This is a genomic window from Streptomyces sp. FXJ1.172, assembly GCF_001636945.3.
GTDB lineage: Bacteria > Actinomycetota > Actinomycetes > Streptomycetales > Streptomycetaceae > Streptomyces.
In genome coordinates this window covers 154,101-171,611 of record NZ_CP119133.2, presented here as the reverse complement: position 1 = coordinate 171,611, position 17,511 = coordinate 154,101, and the positions used below count along the sequence as shown (strand labels likewise).

The window sequence follows — 17,511 nt, the reverse complement described above, 5'->3', positions numbered from 1 at the left end:
CGGATAGTAGCCACCTGTCCTCATCGTAGACCTGCTTCTTGTTTCCAAGGGGCTGTGATATTTTACGTCGACGTACTGCTGAAGGGAGAAGAAAGAAATTCACAGCGAATATGCTCACAGGGTCGAGACATATTCGTCGACCGGGAACGGCGCCTGGAGAATGACGTATCTGTAGTGTCGCTCGGCATCGGGGAAGTTTGTTTTCGGTGATGACGGAGCCTTTCCCCGGCGGATCATCACTCGTCTTGATCGATTCGGGCCTGACCCCGTTCGCGGGTCACTTGTGACGTGACCGCAGCGTCCGCGGCAAAGCGGGGGCCGGTGCCGTGGATCAGTTCGCCGGGCCGGGCGCGTTCGTAGCGGCGGACGGGTTCGCCGGTGGCCCGGTCGCAGGCGGCCAGGACGGGCAGACGGTGCCGAACGAGGATGCGGTGGGCGGTGGAGGCGGCGAGGCCCGTCCTCGCGGCCAGCCGCACCGGACCGATCCGGTGCTCGCGTCGCAGCCGGACGACCTGCTCTTCCACGGCGGCCGGGGTCTGTCGCGGCGATCGGAGCGGCCGACTGGAGCGGTCCTGCATCCCCGCTGCACCGTGCCGGCGGTAGCGGCTGCTCCAACGCGCGGCGGTGGTGTGGCTGACCTGGAAGCGTTCCGCGGCCCGTCGCAGCGGCCAGCCGCCCTCGACGACACACCGGGCCAGACGCAGCCTGTCCGTCGGCGTCAGCGGGGCATTACGGTGGGACACGAGGGCCTGCTGAGCGCTGGTGCAGATGTCGCAATCCACACCGAACCCAGAAGGCCCTCACCTGTTCAAGCACCCAGTCCGCGTGTCACCAACGTCCCGGGACAGCACACCTAGAGGCTCTGCTAGCTGTCGCGTCCCCCGGGGTTCATCCGCACGTACAGGCCCTGGCACTCGCCGAACCACCTGTGGCCCTCGGCGAGGGTGTGGGCGCCCTCGGTGCGCATGCGGTCGCTCATGGGGATCACGCACGAGCGGACCACTTCTCGCTGCCGGTCCGTCCCGAAGTGAGAGGCTGCCAGTTCCACGCTCTTGGCCATGGCCGTGGCGGCATCGTCGACGGACGCGAAATCGGCGCCCGCCATCCCGTCCACCTCCCACGCCCACGACATTCGCACGCCCACACCCCAAGCGTAGGCGTGTACCGACGGCAGTGGGCTGGCCGGCACCGGCGGCTACCCGGCCGGATCCCCCTCGGCGTGCCGGACCGCCTTCTTCGCGGCCTGCTCCAGCTCTAACCTGTCCTCCCTGGACGCCTCGGCGTGCGCGGTGACGGCCGCCTTGAGGCAGCGCGCCCACTGCAGGTTGTACTCCCCGCCGACGACGCGGACCCGCCGGCCACCGTCCTCGGCCGGCGGGTAGACGACGACCTTCGGTGTCCCGGTCACTCATCCAGGGTGGGGCGGCCGCCGGGAGCGCGCATGCGGGACGCCGGTGCCGTTCGTAGGCTGGTCGTGCTCGGGGCACTCAGGGAGGTCTACCGATGCCCCGAACCATCTGGTCAGGCGCCATCAGCTTCGGTCTCGTGACCGTTCCGATCAACGTGGTGAGCGCGACCGAAGATCACAGCATCCGTTTTCACCAGTACCACCTGGAGGACATGGGCCGGGTGCGCTACCGGAAGGTGTGCGAGCTGGAGGACCGCGAGGTCGACCAGTCCGAGATCGGCAAGGGATATGAGCTGACCCGGGACCGGGTCATCCCGATCACGGACGAGGAACTGAGCAACCTGCCGCTGCCGACGGCGAAGGCGGTCGAGATCGATGCGTTCGCGCCGCTGGAGGATATCGATCCGATCCGTATGGGCGCCGGGTACTACCTCGCCGCCGGCGGGCAGGTGGCCGCGAAGCCGTACAAGCTCCTCGTCGAAGCGTTGCGCCGCTCCAGCAAGGTGGCCATCGCGAAGTACGCGTGGAGCGGCCGGGAGAGGCTGGGCATGCTCCGGGTCCGTGGCGACGCCCTGGTCCTGCAGGAACTGCTGTGGCCCGATGAGATCCGCGACCCCACCGAGCTGCTCCCGGCACCGACGGAGGTGTCCGAGGACGAGATTGACGGCGCGCTCGCCCTCATGGACACCATGACGGTCGACGCACTCGAGGGCGAGGAGTTCACCGACCACTACACCGAGGCGATCGCGCAGATCATCGAGGCCAAGCGTGAGCAGAAGCCGCTGCCCACGGCGCCGGAGCCGGAGCAGCCGGCCCAGGTGCTCGACCTCATGGCTGCGCTGAACGCTTCCGTACAGAAGGCGAAAGAGGCTCGCGGCGAGGACGCCGGACCGGCCGAAGTGCACGAGCTGGCGAAGCCGAAGAAGAAGACTGCCACGAAGAAGCAGCCGGCGAAGAAGACAGCTGCCAGGAAGACCGCGGCGAAGAAGACGCCGGGCCGAAAGCCACGGAGTGCCTGAGGCGCGCCCGCGATGGTGATTCGGCATCCCGCCGAGGGGCGCAAGGGCAGGTTCGAGCGGTTCGCCGAGATCGCGTCGAACGTGACCAGCGCGCCGGTGTTCTACGCGTTCTGTGTGCTGCTGGTCGCCTTCTTCGTGGCCGCGCATGCTGCGGGGCTCTCAGTGCAGCAGCAATTGCTGGCCGGCGACCTGATGACGTGCGTGAATCTGCTGTTGCTGGCTTTGCTGAAGAATGCGGAGCGGCGCGCTGAGCACGCGATTCAGCGGAAGCTGGATGCGATCGCGACGGCGCTGCTCGAGCAGGGGGAGGGCGAGGCCCGGAAAGTGCAGGAGGATCTTCGCCGGGCGATCGGGATGGAAGAGGATGTCTGATCGGCTCAGTCGAGGATGCCGAGTGCGGTGTCCGGCCGGCAGTGGGGGCACGCCGGCACCTGATCCCGCAGTGCGTCGAGTGCATCGGTGAGAGGGCTCTCGGCACGGCACACTCACTGCATGACCTGGCGGTTCTGCTGCGAGGTGCCGGCGTCGAGTGCGGCGACGAGGTGGATGTGGCCGACTGAGCCTCCGCCAACTTGAAGCCGCGGGTCAAAGGGCTGGCGTGACCGGCTCTCGGGGTGCTCACGCTGGTCGTGGGTGACTGTCTGCGCAGTAGGTCATCTGTCAGCGATCGGCTCCGAGGTTTGTCAGGACGAGCACGGCGTCCCGGAGGCGGTCGACGGGCGAAGTGCCCGTAGCGCCGACAGGGCCCGGCTGGCGACAGCCGAGCGGCGTCGATCAGCCCAGCGATGCAGTTGCCGCACGCAGGTCTTCCAGGGCTGCCAGGGCGTGTGGCGCGAGCCCTTCGGTGCCATCACGATCGCTTTCGGACCACTGGGCGTATCCCCGTTTGAACGCGAGGACTCCCAGCTCGGCCGCGAGGTGCGCGGTCGGGTCGGGGACGCCACGGGCGATGAGCGCGGCTGTCATGGTGGCCGCGAGGCCGACGCTCTTGAGGGCGTCGCGCTCTTGCAGTTCGGTGCTGGCTGCCACGGCTGCTTTGAGGCGGGGGCCGAGTTCGCGGTTCGCCGGTCCCATGGCACTCGACGCGCGCTCGAGACCGGCTGCTACCGCCTGGAGCGGGCTGGCGCTCGCGGGGGCCTCGGTGATGCCGTCGGCGAGCAGCCTGCTCAGCGTCTCCTGCCCGGCGACCAGCAACTCGCGCTTGTCGGAGAAGTATCGGAAGAAGGTGCTCTTGGTGACGCCGGCGCGCTCGGCGATCTGCGTCACCGTGGTGGCGTCGTACCCCTGCTCGGTGAACAGGTCGACGGCCGCAGCGACGAGTCGCTCGGCCGCCCCTGGTTGCCATCTAGCCATGAGACCAGGATAGGTGATGGGACACCTGTCCCGTCACCGTGTAGAGTCAGTGATGGGACAAGAGTCCCATCACTTTCAGGGAGAACTCATGCATGTCTTCGTCACCGGCGGTACCGGCACCATCGGCTCGGCCGTCGTCGCCGAACTGCTCGGCAGCGGCCACACCGTTCTCGCACTGGCTCGTTCGGACGGCTCCGCGCAGGCCCTTGAGCGCGCTGGTGCCAAAGTGCTGCGGGGAGACCTGGCCGACCTCGACGCTCTGCGGTCCGGCGCGGCGCAGTGCGACGGCGTGATCAGTCTGGCGTTCGGACGCGACTACAGCAGTCCGGACGCACTCGCCCAGGCCATCGCCGAGGAGAGCGCCGCTCTCACCGTGCTGGGGCAGGAACTCATCGGAAGCGACCGCCCGATCGTCACGGTCTCCGGCACGCCATGGGTGCCGGGGCGGGCCTCCACCGAGGCCGATCCGCTGCCGACCGACGGACCGGTGGGCGGTCGGGGCCGTTCGGTCAACGCGCTGCTGGACCTCGCCTCGCGCGGTGTGCGCAGCACGGCTGTCCGTATGCCGCGCACGGTCCACAACGAGGGCAAGGGGGGATTCGCCGGCCTGTTGACCGATCAGGCGCGCCGCACCGGGGTGGCCGGCTATCCGGGCGACGGCACCCAGCGCTGGCCGGCCGTGCACGCGCTCGACGCAGCGGTCCTGTTCCGCCTGGCCCTTGAGTCCGCGCCGGCCGGGACGGCCTGGCATGCCGTCGGCGACGAGGGCGACGCGGTGCGGGACATCGCCACAGTCATCGGCCGGCGACTGGGCCTGCCGGTCGAGGAGGTTCCGCAGGACAACTTCGGCCCGTTCGGTCCGATTTTCGCCATGGACCAGCCGGCGTCCAGCGCCCACACCCGCGATGCCCTCGGGTGGCAGCCCACCCACTCCAGCCTCCTCGAGGACCTGGAGAACATTCAGCCCTGACGCACACCGGCTCGAGGGGACCGTCTGTGCTCGGCTCAATGAGTTACTGGCAAAGGGCTGGAGCCCGGTGCCGGGATACTCGAAGTTGTCGTGGTGACTGTCTGCTGAGCAGATCCGTCAGCGATTGACTTCGAAGTCCATCAGGACGAGCAAGGCGCGCAGGAGGCGGGTCGCATGGGCGGGGTCGGTGCGGAGCTTGGTGAGGATCCGCCAGTTCTTGAGGTGGGCGAAGCCGTGTTCGACCGGTGCCCGTCCGACGGCGAGGACCCGGTTGGCGGTCTTCTGGCCGGGGGTGAGCTTGTGGGTGCGGCTGGCATGGAAGCCGGTGACGATCACAGGATCGAGTACGTCGTTGTCCAAGCCGCGAAAGCCCAGGTCCGCCAAGGCACCGAGGCCGGCGGCGCGCAGGTGGGCCAGGATGTGATCCTGGCGGGCGGCGGTGATGTCGTGAGTGCGGCCGGGCCGGGCGGCGGATATCCAGATCAGCCGGCCCCGCTCGTCGGTCAGAGCGAGGAAGTGCAGGCCGTGCCGGTGGTGTTTACCTGAGTAGTTGCGCCGGTCGGCTTTTCCGGTGCGGCGCTGGGTGGCGATGAGAGTGCCGTCGATCAGTACCACCTCCCCGCCCTGCCTGGCGACCTTCTTCAGGCTGCGGTCCAGGCGCGGTGCCTGCGCGGCGAGGAGGGCGATCAGCTCGTCGCGCCAGCGGCGGACGGTGGACTCGGACACATTGTTGCCGCCGGCCATGTCGGCCAGGCGCTGGTCGTGGCGCAGCACGGCCAGGACGACCACCGCGATCTTGCCAGGCGGCAGGATCCGCCACCTGGACCGGATTACTTTCAGGTGACATCGCAGCAGATCGGCAAGGTGGTTGACGGTTCGCGTAGACAGCGGCAAGCGGCACTGGTAGACAAACGGGCAGGTTTCCTCGGCGTGCTTTTTGGTTTTCGTCACACAAATCCAACGGCCGCCGGGGGCACCGTGGTTACGCCCGCGCCGCGCGATCGCAGGCGGCAGGCCAAGTCACAAGCGGGTGGTGAAGCGGCCGTCGGGCAGTTTGCGCAGCCAGCCGCGGTCGACGAGTCTGACCAGCTTCCCGCGCAGAGGCTCCAGTTTGGACCGCACGCTGACATCGATTCCCAGGGCATCGCCGACCTGCCGGGCCATGACCGGTCCGGCCGCCTGTCGCACGGCGGCGAGAATGCGCTGGTAGTCCGGCGGGAGCATGGTCTCCTCCATGTCCGGCGTGCGGTGCGGGATCAGCATCACCGTCCGTCCGCCCACCTGCCCGGGCGCCGGCGCGGCCGAGGCGCGTTCGTCGGCGAGTTGTTCGCACACCCGCTCAAGAACCCGCTCCGCGACGGCGAGCTCGTCCCGCTCGGCCCGCACCTCCGCCAGTTCCTTGGCGAGCACTTTCTCACGTTCGTCCAGCTCCGCACGCCGTGCGGTGATCCGTTCCAACAATTCGGGATCCATGCCTCGGATGGTAGAAGGCCGCCTGGCCCCGGCGAGCAGGAATCAGCGAGCCCTCCAGCTCTGGCAAACGATCTACTCCGCAGACTGCCGCCGACGACCAGTACAAGCACTCCGAGAGCCGGTCAGGCCAGCCCTTTGACCTGTGATTTCAAGTTGGCGGAGGCTCAGTGCGATGTCATCGAGTGGCATGGCGGCGATCCGGAAAACTGGGCGATCCGGTGAGACCTGGCCGGTTTCGAAGCTCGTCGCCGCAACGGGCTGGGCCGCCGGTGGAGTTCGGTCCAGGACCCGCTCATTCCGGGGGCGTTCCGGGGATTTCCGTCGGGCCGTGGCGGTCGAGGCGTCTTCCAGTTCGGCCCGGATGTCTGCGGGCATCTCTCCCATGCGTCCCCAGATGAGGATCAGTTCCGCGACGTTGCGCAGTTTGATGTTCGTGTGCTGGGAGACCTCCTTGAGGACCTCCCATGCCTGATCCGGTGACACCCGGCCCAGGGCGACGACCATGCCCATCGCCTGGTCACGACCTGATGCGAGGTGATCGCTTCCTTGAGATGGTCGACCTCTTGCTCCAGCTCGAAGATGCGGTCTGTCTCCTCGCCGGACGGGTCGGGATCCTGTGCCACCCGGCCATTCTCACCCTCGGTACAGCCGTGCACCATGGCACAGGCTGTCACCTATCGGACTTCCGTCATGCGGGCACGAGTCCTGTATGGGTGGGGCCCTGAGGTTCGTGCGAGTCCGGGGTGCGGTGGTGCCGGATGCCTGCGACCGTGGCAGGGATGAGGCAGTCCGGGCGGGCCGGGACGGAGGCGGTCACCGTGGTGATGGCAGATCCGTCGCTCCTGCGGGAGCTGGTCGAGCGGTGCGAAAGCCTCAGGCGGAGCCTGGCACAGGGCGGCGGCAGCGCGGAGACCGCCCGCAAGCTCGAGGATGCGACGTACACGCTGTGCGTCGTCACCGGCACCCGTCAACTGGACGCAGCGCTGTTCGTGGCCCGCCGGCAGCTGGCCGACTCCCTGGTACGGCGCCGGCCTCTTCACCCATCAGGATGAAGAGGGGGTTTGCCTGCCGTGTCGAAGGGCAGGCGGGCTTTCGTGCTTCGGACCGGAGGCGCATGCCAGCGGAGGAAGGTCGAGGGCCGGCACTGACCGGCAGCCTCGGTGGCTCCTCTGCGGCAGACCCTGACAGCACTGTTCGGGCCGGCCCCTGAAACGAACGTTGTCTTCGGGACCGCCCTGAAAACCCGTTCAGGAGCGAATCCGTATGCTGACCGACCCGTCGACGCACCACCCCGCTACGCCCGAGACCGCCACCGCCGCCTCACCCGCCAGCCGACACAGCCACGACGACGCCCCCGACACCGCCCAGCTCTTCGCCCGATTCATGGAGCTGGACGACGGCCCGGAGCGGGACGCCGTGCGCGGCGAACTCGTCGCCGCCTGGCTGCCCATGGCCCACCGGATCGCCGGCCGCTTCCGTGACCGCGGGGAGTCCGTGGAGGATCTGCGTCAGGTGGCCGCCCTCGGGCTGGTGAGGGCCGTGGACCGGTTCGACCCCTCCCGGGGGGCTTTCGAGAGCTACGCCGTGCCGACCATCACCGGCGAGGTCAAGAGGCACTTCCGCGACCGGATGTGGGCCCTGCGGGTGCCCCGCCGGGTGCAGGAACTACGCAACCGGGTGCGGGTCTCTCGCAGGGAACTCGCCCAGCAGCCAGGCGGTGCCGAACCCACCGTCGCCGCCATCGCCGCTCACGCCGGTCTCAGCGAGGAGGAGGTGAACACCGGCCTGGAGGCGATGGAGAGCTTCAGCACCCTGTCGCTGGACGCCGAACCGTCCACCGGCGACCAGGACTACAGCCTCGCCGACACCCTCGGCGCCCCCGACGCCTCGTACGACCTCGTGGTGGACCGAGAGGCAGCCAAGGCCGGCCTGCGCCGGCTGCCCGAGCGGGAGCGGGCCATCCTCTACATGCGTTTCTTCGAGGACGCGACGCAGAGCCGCATCGCCGACCGGCTCGGCATCTCCCAGATGCACGTCTCCCGCCTCATCAGCCGCAGCTGCGCCCGCATCCGCGCCGAAGCCCTGGCCGAGCGGCCCGGGGACCGCCTCGCGGCGTGACACCAGCTGCCGCCGGAGCAGCCTGCGGTTCTCGGACGGATCGTCTGGACATCGCTTCGCCACGGGTGTCCCCTGAAAGCACGCGAGCATCAGCAGAGAGAAGGCGCTGTGCTCAAGCCGTTGCGCGTCACGCTCCACGCGCCAGGGCCCGACCACTGCGTGGTGACCGTAGCCGGCGAACTGGACGTGGTCGCCTGCCGGAGAGCTGCGCCACGCTCTTCAGTAGGCCGCGACCTACCCGCGCACCGTCGTCGACCTGGTGGGTGTTGCGTTCTGCGACTGCGCCGGCCTCAGCGCCCTGTTGGCCGCGAGCCGCCGGGCCAGGGAGCGCGGCGCTGTGCTGTGGCTCCGCTCGGTTCCGTATGCCGTAGCCAGGACGACGGCGGGCCGGACGTCTTCGTGCACTTCTCCGCGATTCAGTCCCACGGCTTCAAATCCCTCATGGACAACGACCGCGTCGAATTCGACCTGGTGCAGGGAGCGAAGGGGCCCCAGGCCGAGAACGTCGTGGTCTTCGATCAGTAGGCCACACTCCCGCTGGCACGGGGCCGGGCGCAGAGTGCCTGGTCTTCGTCCGGAGCCTCTCAACCTCGACCCGCGCTACACGTGGTGGGGACCGTTTGGCGTCCATGGCTCGATCGCTCAAGGATCGCCGAGATTGCTCAAGCTCCGGTGCGACGGGAAACCCTGCGCCCGTGTCGGCTTCGAAGAGGGCCAGGACCTGGTCCAGGTCGGCCTTCACCTCGTTGCGGCGGATCGCCAGAGGGTGGATGGAGTAGTCGTTGGTGTCGATGCGGACGTAGTGGTCGCGTAGCAGTCGGAGCGAGGTTCGCCACCAGCCCGGTGGATCGACCGGCGGTAGCGGCAGCATCCTGGCCTTGTCCGTCTCGATCCGGTCGGCCGGGCGGGCCTGCAAGGTGCGGTGGATGCGCCGGTTGGCCTTGGCCAGCCAGTCGGCGAGCTGGATGTTGAAGTCGGTCGGCGAGGCGAAGATGCGGCCGGGCAGGAAGCTGGTTTCCAGATAGCCGTTGGCCCGCTCGGCCGAGGAATCCCAAGCCCGTCCGGTCGCGTCTGTGCCCGAGCACGCGCTTGAGGGTGAGAATGGCCCGGTGGCAAAGGATCCCGACCCCGCCGGTGATGAGACAGACCGTATCGTCGAGCTGGAGGAACAGGTCGACCAGCTCAAGGAAGCCGTCACCTCGCACCAGGTCGTGGACCAGGCGATGGGGATGGTCGTCGCCTGGGGCCGGGTGTCCCCGGATCAGGCCTTGGAGGTCCTGAAGGAGGTCTCCCAGCACACGAACATCAAACTGCGCAACGTCGCGGAACTGATCCTCATCTGGGGCCGCACGGGAGAGATGCCCTCCGACATCCGGGCCGAACTGGAAGAGACTCTCGACCGCCACGGCCCGACGGAGATCCCCGGGGCTCCACCCCCGAAGTGAACCGGGCCCGAGACACAACACGCATGGAGAGGGTGGCTCGTTCCCGCTCGGGCAGGCGGCGCAGCCCCGCCTTTGCGGCCTCGTGGTCGACCATGAGGTCGTAGGAGCCGTCGGTGGCGGCCACCGTGTCGGCGAGGCTGTAGCCGTCGTCGCCGGTGGTCAGTTCGGCGTCCAGGGACAGGGCGCTGAAACTCTCCAGCGCCTCCATACCCGCCGCGACTTCGTCCTCGGCGAGGCCAGTGTGGGCGGCGATGGCGGCCACGCTCGGTTCGGGGCTGCCCGGATTCTGGGCGAGTTCCCGGCGGGCCACGCGAACGCGATGGCGCAGCTCTTGCACCCGGCGGGGCACCTGCAGGGCCCACATCCGGTCCCGGAAGTGCCGCTTGACCTCGCCGGTGATGGTCGGCACGGCGTAGCTCTCGAAGGCGCCGCGGGAGGGGTCGAACCGGTCGACTGCCTTGACCAGTCCCAAAGCCGCCACCTGCCGCAGGTCCTCGATCGACTCGCCGCGGTCGCGGAAGTGGGAGGCGATCCGGTGCGCCATGGGCAGCCAGGCGCCCACGAGTTCGTCGCGCACGGCGTCCCGCTCGGGGCCGTCGTCCAGGTGCGCCAGCCGGGCGAACAGGCCCGCGGTATCGGGGGCGTCGTCATGGGTGCGCCGCGCAGGCGTTCCGCCGAGGGTCGTCGTGGGGCGTGCCGGGGCGGCTCATCGATGTGTCGGTCGGCATGCGGAATCGCTCCCGAAACGATCTCAGGGGCGTCCCCGAAGACGGCGCTTGCGGGGCCGACCCCAACGGTACTGTCAGGGGTTTGCCTCACAGGAAGTCGCCGTGACGCTGGACCGGGCCAGCAGTCGGGACTTCCCGCGGGCGTGCGCCTGCGGTCCGAAGCACGAAACCCCGCCTGCCCTCCGGTCACCCCCGCAAACCAGGCATCCAGGTATCCCGCACCGCCCCGGCTGCTCCGACGCTTTCGGTGCCATGGGCTCGATGCCGACGAAGTCCTACCAGCAGGACGGCCGCACCACCTCAACGGACGTGGCTCAACCTGCACCGACCGCTACAAGCACGCCGGTGAACCAACCACGTCGAGCTGCCTCAACGGCAGCGGCACCGCCGGTATCTTCCTCGAGGCCACCGCAAGGCGCCGGAAACCCACCAGTGCCTTGGACCCCGCCCATCGGGGCACTACACAGCGAATGGGTGCACTTCCTGACCGGAGCGGGCGCGGCCCTGGCACTGATTCTGTACCTGCTCGCAACTCAACGGCAGATGCTCGCGGTCGCCGTCGTCCTCGCCTCCCTGTACCCGGCGCTACCCGTGATCCTGGGACGGACCGTGCTGCACGAGCAGGTAGACCGGCGCCAGGTTGCCGGTCTACTGGGCGCGGCCGCAGCCACCGTGCTGCTCGCACTCGGCTGAGCTTCCTACCGCCGTATCAATGCGTGAGTGATCCGAACGAACGCCGGCCGATCTCTGCGCTCTGCCCCTTCGTTGACCCTCTGACTCGCTCGCCAGCGCCGTCACGAGGTTGCTGCCCGGCCCCACTCACACGGCAATCGCCCTTGTCGGCCACTGCTGGCGTCCCTCAGGCGGCGTCGGACCGTTTCTGATCGGTCTGCCGACGCATAAGGGGCACTTGTCTGCCCCCCTGGATCAGGAGCAGGTGCCGGCGGCGGGCGCGACGGGATGGCTGCGAGGCGTGGGTCAGCCAGTCCTCGACACGGTCCATCCCGTACAGCACCAACGCCACCATGGGCAGCAGCATGCAGGCAACGATGACCACGGTATCGGGCCCCCTCACGAAAGACGGCCGCAGACGGGTGCCCGCACCCGCATCCGGTTACCAGCCCGCTTACGTGAAGGTCCCGTGGCCCTTGGCCGGCTCTGCCTACAAGGGGCGGCGTCCGGTGACCGCCCCGCCCGAGTCGTCCAGCAGGGCGATGCGGGCAGTGATGCGCTTGCCGACCGGTTCCCGCTGCAATTCGAAGCCCTGGCAGACGGCCATGACGATCTCCAGGCCGTGCTGCCCCACACGGCCGACGTCCGCGGCCTTGGCGATCGGCAGCACCGGATCGGAGTCCCACACCACGACCTCGACCATGTCACCGGCGATCCGAAAATCCAGCGGCACCGGCCCCGGAGCGTACTTGTGGGCGTTGGTGACCAGCTCGCTGACCACCAGCTGGGCCAGATCCATAGCACGCTGAGAGACCGGCAGCCCGTGGTCGGCCTGCACGCGAGCGAGGAACTCAGCAGCCAGATGACGGGACCGCGCAATGACCGTGCCGTCACCGTCCAAGGCCATCGTGGTCTGAATGGCCTGCTCGCCCTGCGTGGCGCCGCCCTCGCCCACGGGCACTGATTCCATCGCAGCCGCCTTCACCACCCGTTCACACCACGCACGCGCGTATACCCCCGCCAAGACAGGTAACGCCTACTGCCTCAGTGTGGGTTCCGTCTCACCATGGCATCACCCGGCATATGTGGGGCAGCGATTCCCGGCGAAGACCTGGCTGTGCCAGGATCACCGACACCACGCATGTGGGGTCTGGCCGCGTCCGGCCAGACCCCACTTCTTTGCGCGCGGCATGCTCCTCGCGCTCAGGCGCCCCCGTCTACCAGCGGTACCAACGGCCCCTTCGACCACCGCTGTCCGCGGAGCGGACGACGAAGCCCAGCAGCCACACAATGAGCACGACCACCGCGATCCACCACAGTGCCTTCAGCGCGAAACCCGCGCCGAAAAGGATCAGAGCCAGCAGAAGGACCAGAAGCAGGGGAACCATCGTTATCAACCTCCTGGCCACCGGATACCCTTACTTCGACCCTACAAGCACACAAATACGAGTTACTTCCGCCGAATGAAGGGCAGTGAATGAACCCCAACGCCGCAGGTGGAGCGTGTCTGAAAGATCGTGTAAGTCCGTGACATGACAGCCTGGCCGTGGGCTCGGCCTCGGGTCCTTGGCCAGGCGGATCGGACAAGTCATGGCGGAGAAGACAGAACCGGTCGCCGCGGCGGCCGGGGAGGCGATGGTCGACGAGGTCGTCGAGCGGCTGCTGAACAGCGCCGACGCCTCTGGGGCGGCTTTGCTCGGTGAGGGCGGGCTGCTGACGGAGATCACCAAGGCTGTTCTGGAGCGGGCTCTGGAGGCCGAGATGAGTGGACACCTCGGCTACGAACGCGGTGATCCCGCTGGTCACGGGTCGGGGAACTCCCGCAACGGCACGTCACCCAAAACGGTTTTCACGGATGCCGGCGCGGTCACTTTGGCGGTGCCGCGGGACCGCAACGGCGACTTCGAACCACGACTGGTCCCGAAGAACGCCCGTCGGCTCGCGGGCTTCAACGACCGGATCCTCTCGCTCTACGCGCGAGGGATGAGCGTGCGGGACATCCGCTCCCATCTCGCTCAGATCTACGGGGTCGAGGTCAGCCCCGACCTGATCAGCAAGGTCACCGACGCGGTGGTCGACGGCTCGTGACCTGGCAGAACCGGCCCCTCGACGCTGTCTGGCCCATCATCTACATCGACGCCCTGTGGGTGAAGATCCGCTGCGGCTCGGTGACCTCGAAGCCGGTCTACCTGGCCGTCGGCGTGGACATGGACGGCCGCAAGGACGTTCTGGGCTTGTGGGTCGGCTCCGAGGGCGAGGGCGCCACCACCTGGATGGCGGTCTTGTCCGAACTGCGGAACCGGGGCATCGAGGACGTGTGCATCGTCGCCTGCGACGGGCTGAAAGGCCTGCCCGACGCGGTCACGGCGACCTGGCCCAAGGCCACCGTCCAGACCTGCGTGATCCACCTGACCAGAGCCTCGCTGAGGCTGTCGTCGGTGCGCGACCACCCCAAGCTGGTCCCGGCACTCAAGGCCATCTACACGGCCCCGACCGAGCAGGCCGCCGAACAGGCCCTCGACGCATTCGAGACCTCTGAGCTGGGCGAACGCTACCCCGCGATCGTGCGGACCTGGCGGGCGGCCTGGCCGGAGTTCACGCCTTACCTCGCGTTCCCGCCGGCCATAAGGACCGTTGTCTACTCCACGAACATGGTCGAGTCGATCAACTCGCGGCTCCGTAAGGCCACCCGCAACCGCGGTCATTTCCCCTCGGAGCAGGCCGCGTTGAAGGTCCTCTACCTCGCCGTCCGCGAGCAGATCAACCCCAAAGCGCGCGACGCGAACCACGTCGCCGCACACTGGAAAGAGGCACTCAACCAGTTCTCACTGTTCTTCGAGGACCGGCTCAGCATCCAATGAAACCAACCGACTTACACAAAGTCGCTGACACGCCCCGCAGGTGTCCTGAAACACGGCTGCGAGAGTGTGGTCGACCGCTTCGTGAGCGAATGGGTCGCACGCCTTCAGCTGACGGACGAGGCACGCCTGGTGTCAGCCCCGGTGGCCGCCGACACAGCCCGCCACTACGACCAGGCCCGCGGTCCGCGACCAGCAGATGGTGGCTCGTCGTCCCGACCTGTGCCTGTCTTTCGTCACCCACATGTCCGGTGGCGGCTTTTCTGATCAGTGGCTGGTGGGCTGGCCTGCGTTGATCAGTTTGGCGTGCTGGTGTGGTCGGGGCGTGGGTGTTTCGGCGGGGCACGGGTGGGGGTGTGGGCCTCGCTGTGTGGGGTCTGGTCTGCGGCTTTGTCAGATAGCGGGCTGGGTGATCGGGTCGCGTCACTTGCGGTGACCGTGATCAGGTTGAGTGGTTGTTGGTATGGGGCGCGGTCTTACGTCTGCTGGGTGGTGCGGCATGCGGGGCACGCTTTGGGGCTTCGGGGGCCGTATTCGCCGGTGTCGTCTCCTGCGTCGGGCAGCCGGGTGACGGCTCGGCGTTGCTGTTGTGGCTGCACTGCCGTGAGGACTTTTCCACGGCCCATGTCGGCGTACGAGCTGAAGTGCAGAGGTGCGTACGGATGAACGTGCAGAGGTGTTAGGCGACTTCGGTCTCGCGCTCGATAGCTTTGAGGCGATTCTTCAGTCGGTAGCTGGGGCCGTTGATGGAGATCACCTCGCAGTGGTGGAGGAGGCGGTCGAGGATGGCGGTGGCGAGGACCTCGTCTCCGAACACCTGTCCCCATTCGCTGAAGGTCTTGTTCGAGGTCAGGATGATCGACCCCTTCTCGTAGCGTTTGGAGATCACCTGGAAGACCAAGTTGGCCTCGGCTCGTTCGAGGGGCTGGTAGCCGACTTCATCGACAACAAGAACGCTGGGCCGCAGGTAGGTACCGAGCTTGTTCAGGAGCCGTCCGGCGGTCTCGGCGGTTTTGAGGTTGCGGACCATGTCGTCGAGGCTGGTGAAGTAGATCGAGTAGCCGGCCCGGCAGGCAGCAACCGCGAGGGCGACGGCGATGTGTGTCTTGCCGACCCCGGGCGGGCCGAGCAGGGCGGCGTTGGCCTTGGCCTCGACGAACGAGAGGGTGGCAAGGTCCTTGACCTTGCGCGGGTCGAGGTCTGGCTGGAAGGAGAAGTCGTACTCATCGAGCGTTTTGTGGTGCGGCAGCCTCGACAGCCGCAGGCCCTGGCGGAAGCGGCGGTCGTCACGGACGGCGAGTTCCTCGGACAGCACCAGGTCGAGGAAGTCGAGATAGCCCATCTTCCCTTCGTCGGCCCGCCGGATGTACTCGTTGATGGCTTCGGCCAGGTGAGGCAGGCCCAGCTTGCCGGCCGTGCTGCGGATGCGGGTGCTGACCAGCTCGCTCAAGACGTTTCCCTCGTGCTCGGGTGGATGGTGAAGGGGCGGGTGCCGGTCAGCTCGTCGTAGACCGACAGCGGACGGCGGCCGACCTCGACCCGGGTGACTGCGGCCCGGTTCAGCAGGGCCTGCAGCGGCCCGGCCTCCCGGCCCGGGGTCGGCTCGCGCCGGGGCTGAGCCGGGACGTCGCCGGTGGTGGTGCGGCGGCCCTTGCCGGTGGGCAGGCCGTCCCAGTGCGTCTCCTCGACGACGCGGACACCGCGGCCGACCGCCCGTTCATGAACGGCCAGCAGCGTGTTCCCGCCGGTGTCAGCAACGGTCGAGTGGAGCATGACCTGGGACTTCGTGGCGTGGACCTCAATCAGCTGGCGAGGACGGACCTTGCGGGCGGGGACCGAGTAGAGGTTGCCGCCGAAGGCGACCAGGCAGTCTTTGCCCACCGGCCGCAGGTGCCGTTCGGCCACCAGATACGGGGTCGGCGGGAGCGGTTTGAGGGCCGCGTGGTCGCGGGCCGCCCGCTCGCCGATGACCTCCCGGTGCGTCTTGTGGATCTGGGATCGCCGCTGCGGCACCCAGGCTGCGAAGGCGGCGTCCATCTCCTCGACGGAGGAGAAGGCCCGTCCGGACAGGACGTGGTCGCGGATGATCAGCACCTGGCGTTCGACGCGGCCCTTGCCGGTGGGCCGGTAGGCGGCCAGCACATCGATGTCGAAGTCGTAGTGGCCGGCGAAGCCGACCGCTTCGGGGTGCAGGGGGACCGCCTCACCGGGGGCGACGTGGCGGCGCACGACGGTCTTGGTCCGGTCGTAGACGATCGTCATCGGCACCCCGCCGAAGTGCGTGAAGGCCCTTCGGTGGCAGTCGAAGAAGGTCTGCAGGTCCTGGCTGGTGGTGAAGCAGCAGAACGGGTCGCGGGAGTACGACAGCGTCATGTGGAAGGAGTAGACCTTCGGGATGCCCAGGTGGGCGAGGATCTTGCCTTCGTCACCCCAGTCCACCTGGGCTTGGGCACCGGGAATCACCTCGAAACGCCGGTGCATGCCCGCCAGTTCCTTCGGCGTGATGCCGAGTTCCTCGGCGATCCTGGGACGCGCTTCCTGGACGTAGAGTTTGGTCCGCTGGTAGTTGCCTGTGAACCCGTACTCGTTCGCCAGCCGTTCGTGGATGACGGCGGCCTTCATCAGGATCTCCGCCCGCAGCATCGAGTCGATCAGCGGCGCGAACTCGTCGATGACCCTGGCGCGAGGCCGCCCGTTCGCCGTCCGGCGTGGAGGCGACGCAGGCCCGTCAGCGGACAAGTACTTGCTGACCGTCCGCCAGTTGAGCCCAGTCTCCTTGGCGACCTCGGTCAGGCTCATGGCTCCGGACTCGACCAGGCCGCGAAAGCGCCGCAGTTCCAGCCAGCGCTGCGGATCCAAGACCACGGCCCACCCCTCTCTGCGACCTCGAACAACAGGCAGCAGAGTGGCGAATCTCAGCCCTCAGCACATCAAGAACTCTGCACGTTCATCCGTACGCGGCTATGTACGTTCACGTGTACGCCGACAGCCCAGGCTCTGATCGCCCAGGCGCTTGAGTGCTGCGACAGTCGGCCCCTGCACGCCTTTACGCTGGCGTGCGCTCTGTCCCGGGGTCTAGTCGGTCTGCCGGAGCGCCGCCGGGCCACCGGGGAAGCTCTTCGGGCCGCGGGTTTCACCATCCGGAGCCGGCGCCGGTACCTGCGGGCCGAGCTGCCCATCGCAGGCCTGCCCCACCTCGCCGGCGTCGAGATGGCCTCCGGGTCCCGGGCCTGTCACTCAGTCGACGCGGGCACGGGGAGTTGCCATCACCAGGGCTGACGCATGGCGGCCTGGCGAGGCTTCGTTCCTGGCAGGCGACACGGTGGACGTTCGCCGCCGCGTCGAGTTGTGCTGCCGCGGTCAGGCGAGGGTGGTCGGGGCCGGCAGGGCGCGGGGACGGTGTCGAGGGCCACCTCAGCTCTGGAGAGGTTGGCTCCTTGAGGTAGAAGGGAAAGTCCCGCCGCCCC

General features: G+C 68.1%; 19 protein-coding genes and 6 pseudogenes. 10 read left to right on the top strand and 15 right to left on the bottom strand.

The annotated features are described in order from the left end of the window. Positions 1–326: 326 nt before the first annotated feature. The 3 genes and pseudogenes from A6P39_RS00925 to A6P39_RS00915 form a co-directional block, all read right to left on the bottom strand. Positions 327–743, bottom strand: a pseudogene (locus tag A6P39_RS00925) (helix-turn-helix domain-containing protein); the annotation flags it as partial. 122 nt (positions 744–865) lie between these two features. Continuing rightward, complete coding sequence (locus tag A6P39_RS00920; RefSeq protein WP_159395955.1) at positions 866–1,144, bottom strand: hypothetical protein; 279 nt, start codon at positions 1,142–1,144, stop codon at positions 866–868. Positions 1,145–1,195: 51 nt separating this feature from the next. Beyond that, on the bottom strand, positions 1,196–1,408 hold the full coding sequence (locus A6P39_RS00915; protein ID WP_067040219.1) for a hypothetical protein: 213 nt from the start codon (positions 1,406–1,408) through the stop codon (positions 1,196–1,198). Positions 1,409–1,503: 95 nt separating this feature from the next. Here A6P39_RS00915 and ku point away from each other — a divergent pair, with 95 nt between their 5' ends. Both ku and A6P39_RS00905 read left to right on the top strand, forming a co-directional pair. Next, entirely contained in the window at positions 1,504–2,427 is a 924-nt protein-coding gene (ku, locus tag A6P39_RS00910; protein ID WP_067040222.1) for a non-homologous end joining protein Ku, read from the top strand. Positions 2,428–2,439: 12 nt separating this feature from the next. Then, a complete protein-coding gene (locus tag A6P39_RS00905) occupies positions 2,440–2,799 on the top strand; it encodes a low affinity iron permease family protein (RefSeq protein WP_067040225.1) in 360 nt (119 codons plus the stop codon). Positions 2,800–2,804: 5 nt separating this feature from the next. Here the strand turns inward: A6P39_RS00905 and A6P39_RS00900 are convergent, their stop codons facing one another. After that, on the bottom strand, positions 2,805–2,912 hold the full coding sequence (locus A6P39_RS00900; RefSeq protein WP_267893288.1) for a DUF6233 domain-containing protein: 108 nt from the start codon (positions 2,910–2,912) through the stop codon (positions 2,805–2,807). Between the two features lie 289 nt (positions 2,913–3,201). After that, positions 3,202–3,780, bottom strand: coding sequence for a TetR/AcrR family transcriptional regulator (locus A6P39_RS00895; protein ID WP_067040228.1), 579 nt, complete (start codon positions 3,778–3,780; stop codon positions 3,202–3,204). Between the two features lie 88 nt (positions 3,781–3,868). Here A6P39_RS00895 and A6P39_RS00890 point away from each other — a divergent pair, with 88 nt between their 5' ends. Then, positions 3,869–4,750 (top strand): SDR family oxidoreductase, encoded by an 882-nt coding sequence (locus tag A6P39_RS00890; protein WP_067040231.1) that lies wholly within the window; start codon positions 3,869–3,871, stop codon positions 4,748–4,750. Positions 4,751–4,867: 117 nt separating this feature from the next. Here the strand turns inward: A6P39_RS00890 and A6P39_RS00885 are convergent, their stop codons facing one another. The 3 genes and pseudogenes from A6P39_RS00885 to A6P39_RS00875 form a co-directional block, all read right to left on the bottom strand. Further along, positions 4,868–5,701, bottom strand: coding sequence for a transposase family protein (locus A6P39_RS00885; RefSeq protein WP_067040234.1), 834 nt, complete (start codon positions 5,699–5,701; stop codon positions 4,868–4,870). A gap of 69 nt (positions 5,702–5,770) precedes the next feature. Then, on the bottom strand, positions 5,771–6,223 hold the full coding sequence (locus tag A6P39_RS00880; protein WP_199840690.1) for a hypothetical protein: 453 nt from the start codon (positions 6,221–6,223) through the stop codon (positions 5,771–5,773). A 292-nt stretch (positions 6,224–6,515) separates the two neighbouring features. Further along, positions 6,516–6,882 (bottom strand): annotated as a pseudogene (locus tag A6P39_RS00875) (ANTAR domain-containing protein). A 120-nt stretch (positions 6,883–7,002) separates the two neighbouring features. Here A6P39_RS00875 and A6P39_RS00870 point away from each other — a divergent pair. The 4 genes and pseudogenes from A6P39_RS00870 (at position 7,003) to A6P39_RS00860 (ending at position 8,866) form a co-directional block, all read left to right on the top strand. Then, positions 7,003–7,275: a DUF5133 domain-containing protein gene (locus tag A6P39_RS00870; protein ID WP_331454065.1), complete on the top strand. Its 273-nt coding sequence runs from the start codon at positions 7,003–7,005 to the stop codon at positions 7,273–7,275. Between the two features lie 211 nt (positions 7,276–7,486). After that, complete coding sequence (locus A6P39_RS00865) at positions 7,487–8,341, top strand: SigB/SigF/SigG family RNA polymerase sigma factor (RefSeq protein WP_067040239.1); 855 nt, start codon at positions 7,487–7,489, stop codon at positions 8,339–8,341. A 259-nt stretch (positions 8,342–8,600) separates the two neighbouring features. Continuing rightward, positions 8,601–8,660: pseudogene (locus A6P39_RS45270) on the top strand (hypothetical protein); the annotation flags it as partial. A gap of 23 nt (positions 8,661–8,683) precedes the next feature. Next, a complete protein-coding gene (locus tag A6P39_RS00860) occupies positions 8,684–8,866 on the top strand; it encodes a cold shock domain-containing protein (RefSeq protein WP_067040242.1) in 183 nt (60 codons plus the stop codon). 193 nt (positions 8,867–9,059) lie between these two features. Here A6P39_RS00860 and A6P39_RS00855 read toward each other — a convergent pair. Continuing rightward, positions 9,060–9,380, bottom strand: a pseudogene (locus A6P39_RS00855) (Mu transposase domain-containing protein); the annotation flags it as partial. Between the two features lie 70 nt (positions 9,381–9,450). Here A6P39_RS00855 and A6P39_RS00850 point away from each other — a divergent pair. Continuing rightward, the gene (locus A6P39_RS00850) at positions 9,451–9,786 is read left to right on the top strand and encodes an ANTAR domain-containing protein (RefSeq protein ID WP_067040245.1); all 336 of its coding nucleotides are present in this window, start codon (positions 9,451–9,453) and stop codon (positions 9,784–9,786) included. A 19-nt stretch (positions 9,787–9,805) separates the two neighbouring features. Here the strand turns inward: A6P39_RS00850 and A6P39_RS00845 are convergent. Beyond that, positions 9,806–10,514: pseudogene (locus tag A6P39_RS00845) on the bottom strand (sigma-70 family RNA polymerase sigma factor); the annotation flags it as partial. A 474-nt stretch (positions 10,515–10,988) separates the two neighbouring features. On the opposite strand from A6P39_RS00845, the gene A6P39_RS00840 reads away from it, so the two are divergent. After that, complete coding sequence (locus A6P39_RS00840) at positions 10,989–11,207, top strand: hypothetical protein (RefSeq protein ID WP_067040248.1); 219 nt, start codon at positions 10,989–10,991, stop codon at positions 11,205–11,207. A gap of 166 nt (positions 11,208–11,373) precedes the next feature. On the opposite strand, the gene A6P39_RS00835 is transcribed toward A6P39_RS00840, so the two are convergent. The 3 genes from A6P39_RS00835 to A6P39_RS00825 all read right to left on the bottom strand — a co-directional run bounded on the left by A6P39_RS00835 (position 11,374) and on the right by A6P39_RS00825 (position 12,574). Continuing rightward, positions 11,374–11,571, bottom strand: coding sequence for a hypothetical protein (locus A6P39_RS00835; protein WP_067040268.1), 198 nt, complete (start codon positions 11,569–11,571; stop codon positions 11,374–11,376). A 105-nt stretch (positions 11,572–11,676) separates the two neighbouring features. Continuing rightward, positions 11,677–12,156, bottom strand: a complete 480-nt coding sequence (locus A6P39_RS00830; protein ID WP_067040252.1) for an ATP-binding protein — start codon at positions 12,154–12,156, stop codon at positions 11,677–11,679. Between the two features lie 247 nt (positions 12,157–12,403). Then, positions 12,404–12,574 (bottom strand): hydrophobic protein, encoded by a 171-nt coding sequence (locus tag A6P39_RS00825; protein WP_067040255.1) that lies wholly within the window; start codon positions 12,572–12,574, stop codon positions 12,404–12,406. A 202-nt stretch (positions 12,575–12,776) separates the two neighbouring features. Here A6P39_RS00825 and A6P39_RS00820 point away from each other — a divergent pair. Next, positions 12,777–14,047 (top strand): annotated as a pseudogene (locus A6P39_RS00820) (IS256 family transposase). A gap of 676 nt (positions 14,048–14,723) precedes the next feature. Here A6P39_RS00820 and istB read toward each other — a convergent pair. Further along, positions 14,724–15,494, bottom strand: a complete 771-nt coding sequence (gene istB, locus A6P39_RS00815; RefSeq protein ID WP_067039965.1) for an IS21-like element helper ATPase IstB — start codon at positions 15,492–15,494, stop codon at positions 14,724–14,726. Next, on the bottom strand, positions 15,491–16,909 hold the full coding sequence (istA, locus tag A6P39_RS00810) for an IS21 family transposase (protein WP_067039969.1): 1,419 nt from the start codon (positions 16,907–16,909) through the stop codon (positions 15,491–15,493). The genes istB and istA overlap by 4 nt, the downstream gene beginning before the upstream one ends. Positions 16,910–17,511 lie beyond the last annotated feature (602 nt).

Bases quoted from the DNA above. Each gene is read 5' to 3' on its own strand.
- ku (WP_067040222.1), top strand. From the start codon at position 1,504: ATGCCCCGAACCATCTGGTCAGGCGCCATCAGCTTCGGTCTCGTGACC.
- A6P39_RS00905 (WP_067040225.1), top strand. From the start codon at position 2,440: ATGGTGATTCGGCATCCCGCCGAGGGGCGCAAGGGCAGGTTCGAGCGG.
- A6P39_RS00895 (WP_067040228.1), bottom strand. From the start codon at position 3,780: ATGGCTAGATGGCAACCAGGGGCGGCCGAGCGACTCGTCGCTGCGGCC.
- A6P39_RS00890 (WP_067040231.1), top strand. From the start codon at position 3,869: ATGCATGTCTTCGTCACCGGCGGTACCGGCACCATCGGCTCGGCCGTC.
- A6P39_RS00880 (WP_199840690.1), bottom strand. From the start codon at position 6,223: ATGGATCCCGAATTGTTGGAACGGATCACCGCACGGCGTGCGGAGCTG.
- A6P39_RS00870 (WP_331454065.1), top strand. From the start codon at position 7,003: ATGAGGCAGTCCGGGCGGGCCGGGACGGAGGCGGTCACCGTGGTGATG.
- A6P39_RS00865 (WP_067040239.1), top strand. From the start codon at position 7,487: ATGCTGACCGACCCGTCGACGCACCACCCCGCTACGCCCGAGACCGCC.
- A6P39_RS00830 (WP_067040252.1), bottom strand. From the start codon at position 12,156: ATGGAATCAGTGCCCGTGGGCGAGGGCGGCGCCACGCAGGGCGAGCAG.
- A6P39_RS00825 (WP_067040255.1), bottom strand. From the start codon at position 12,574: ATGGTTCCCCTGCTTCTGGTCCTTCTGCTGGCTCTGATCCTTTTCGGC.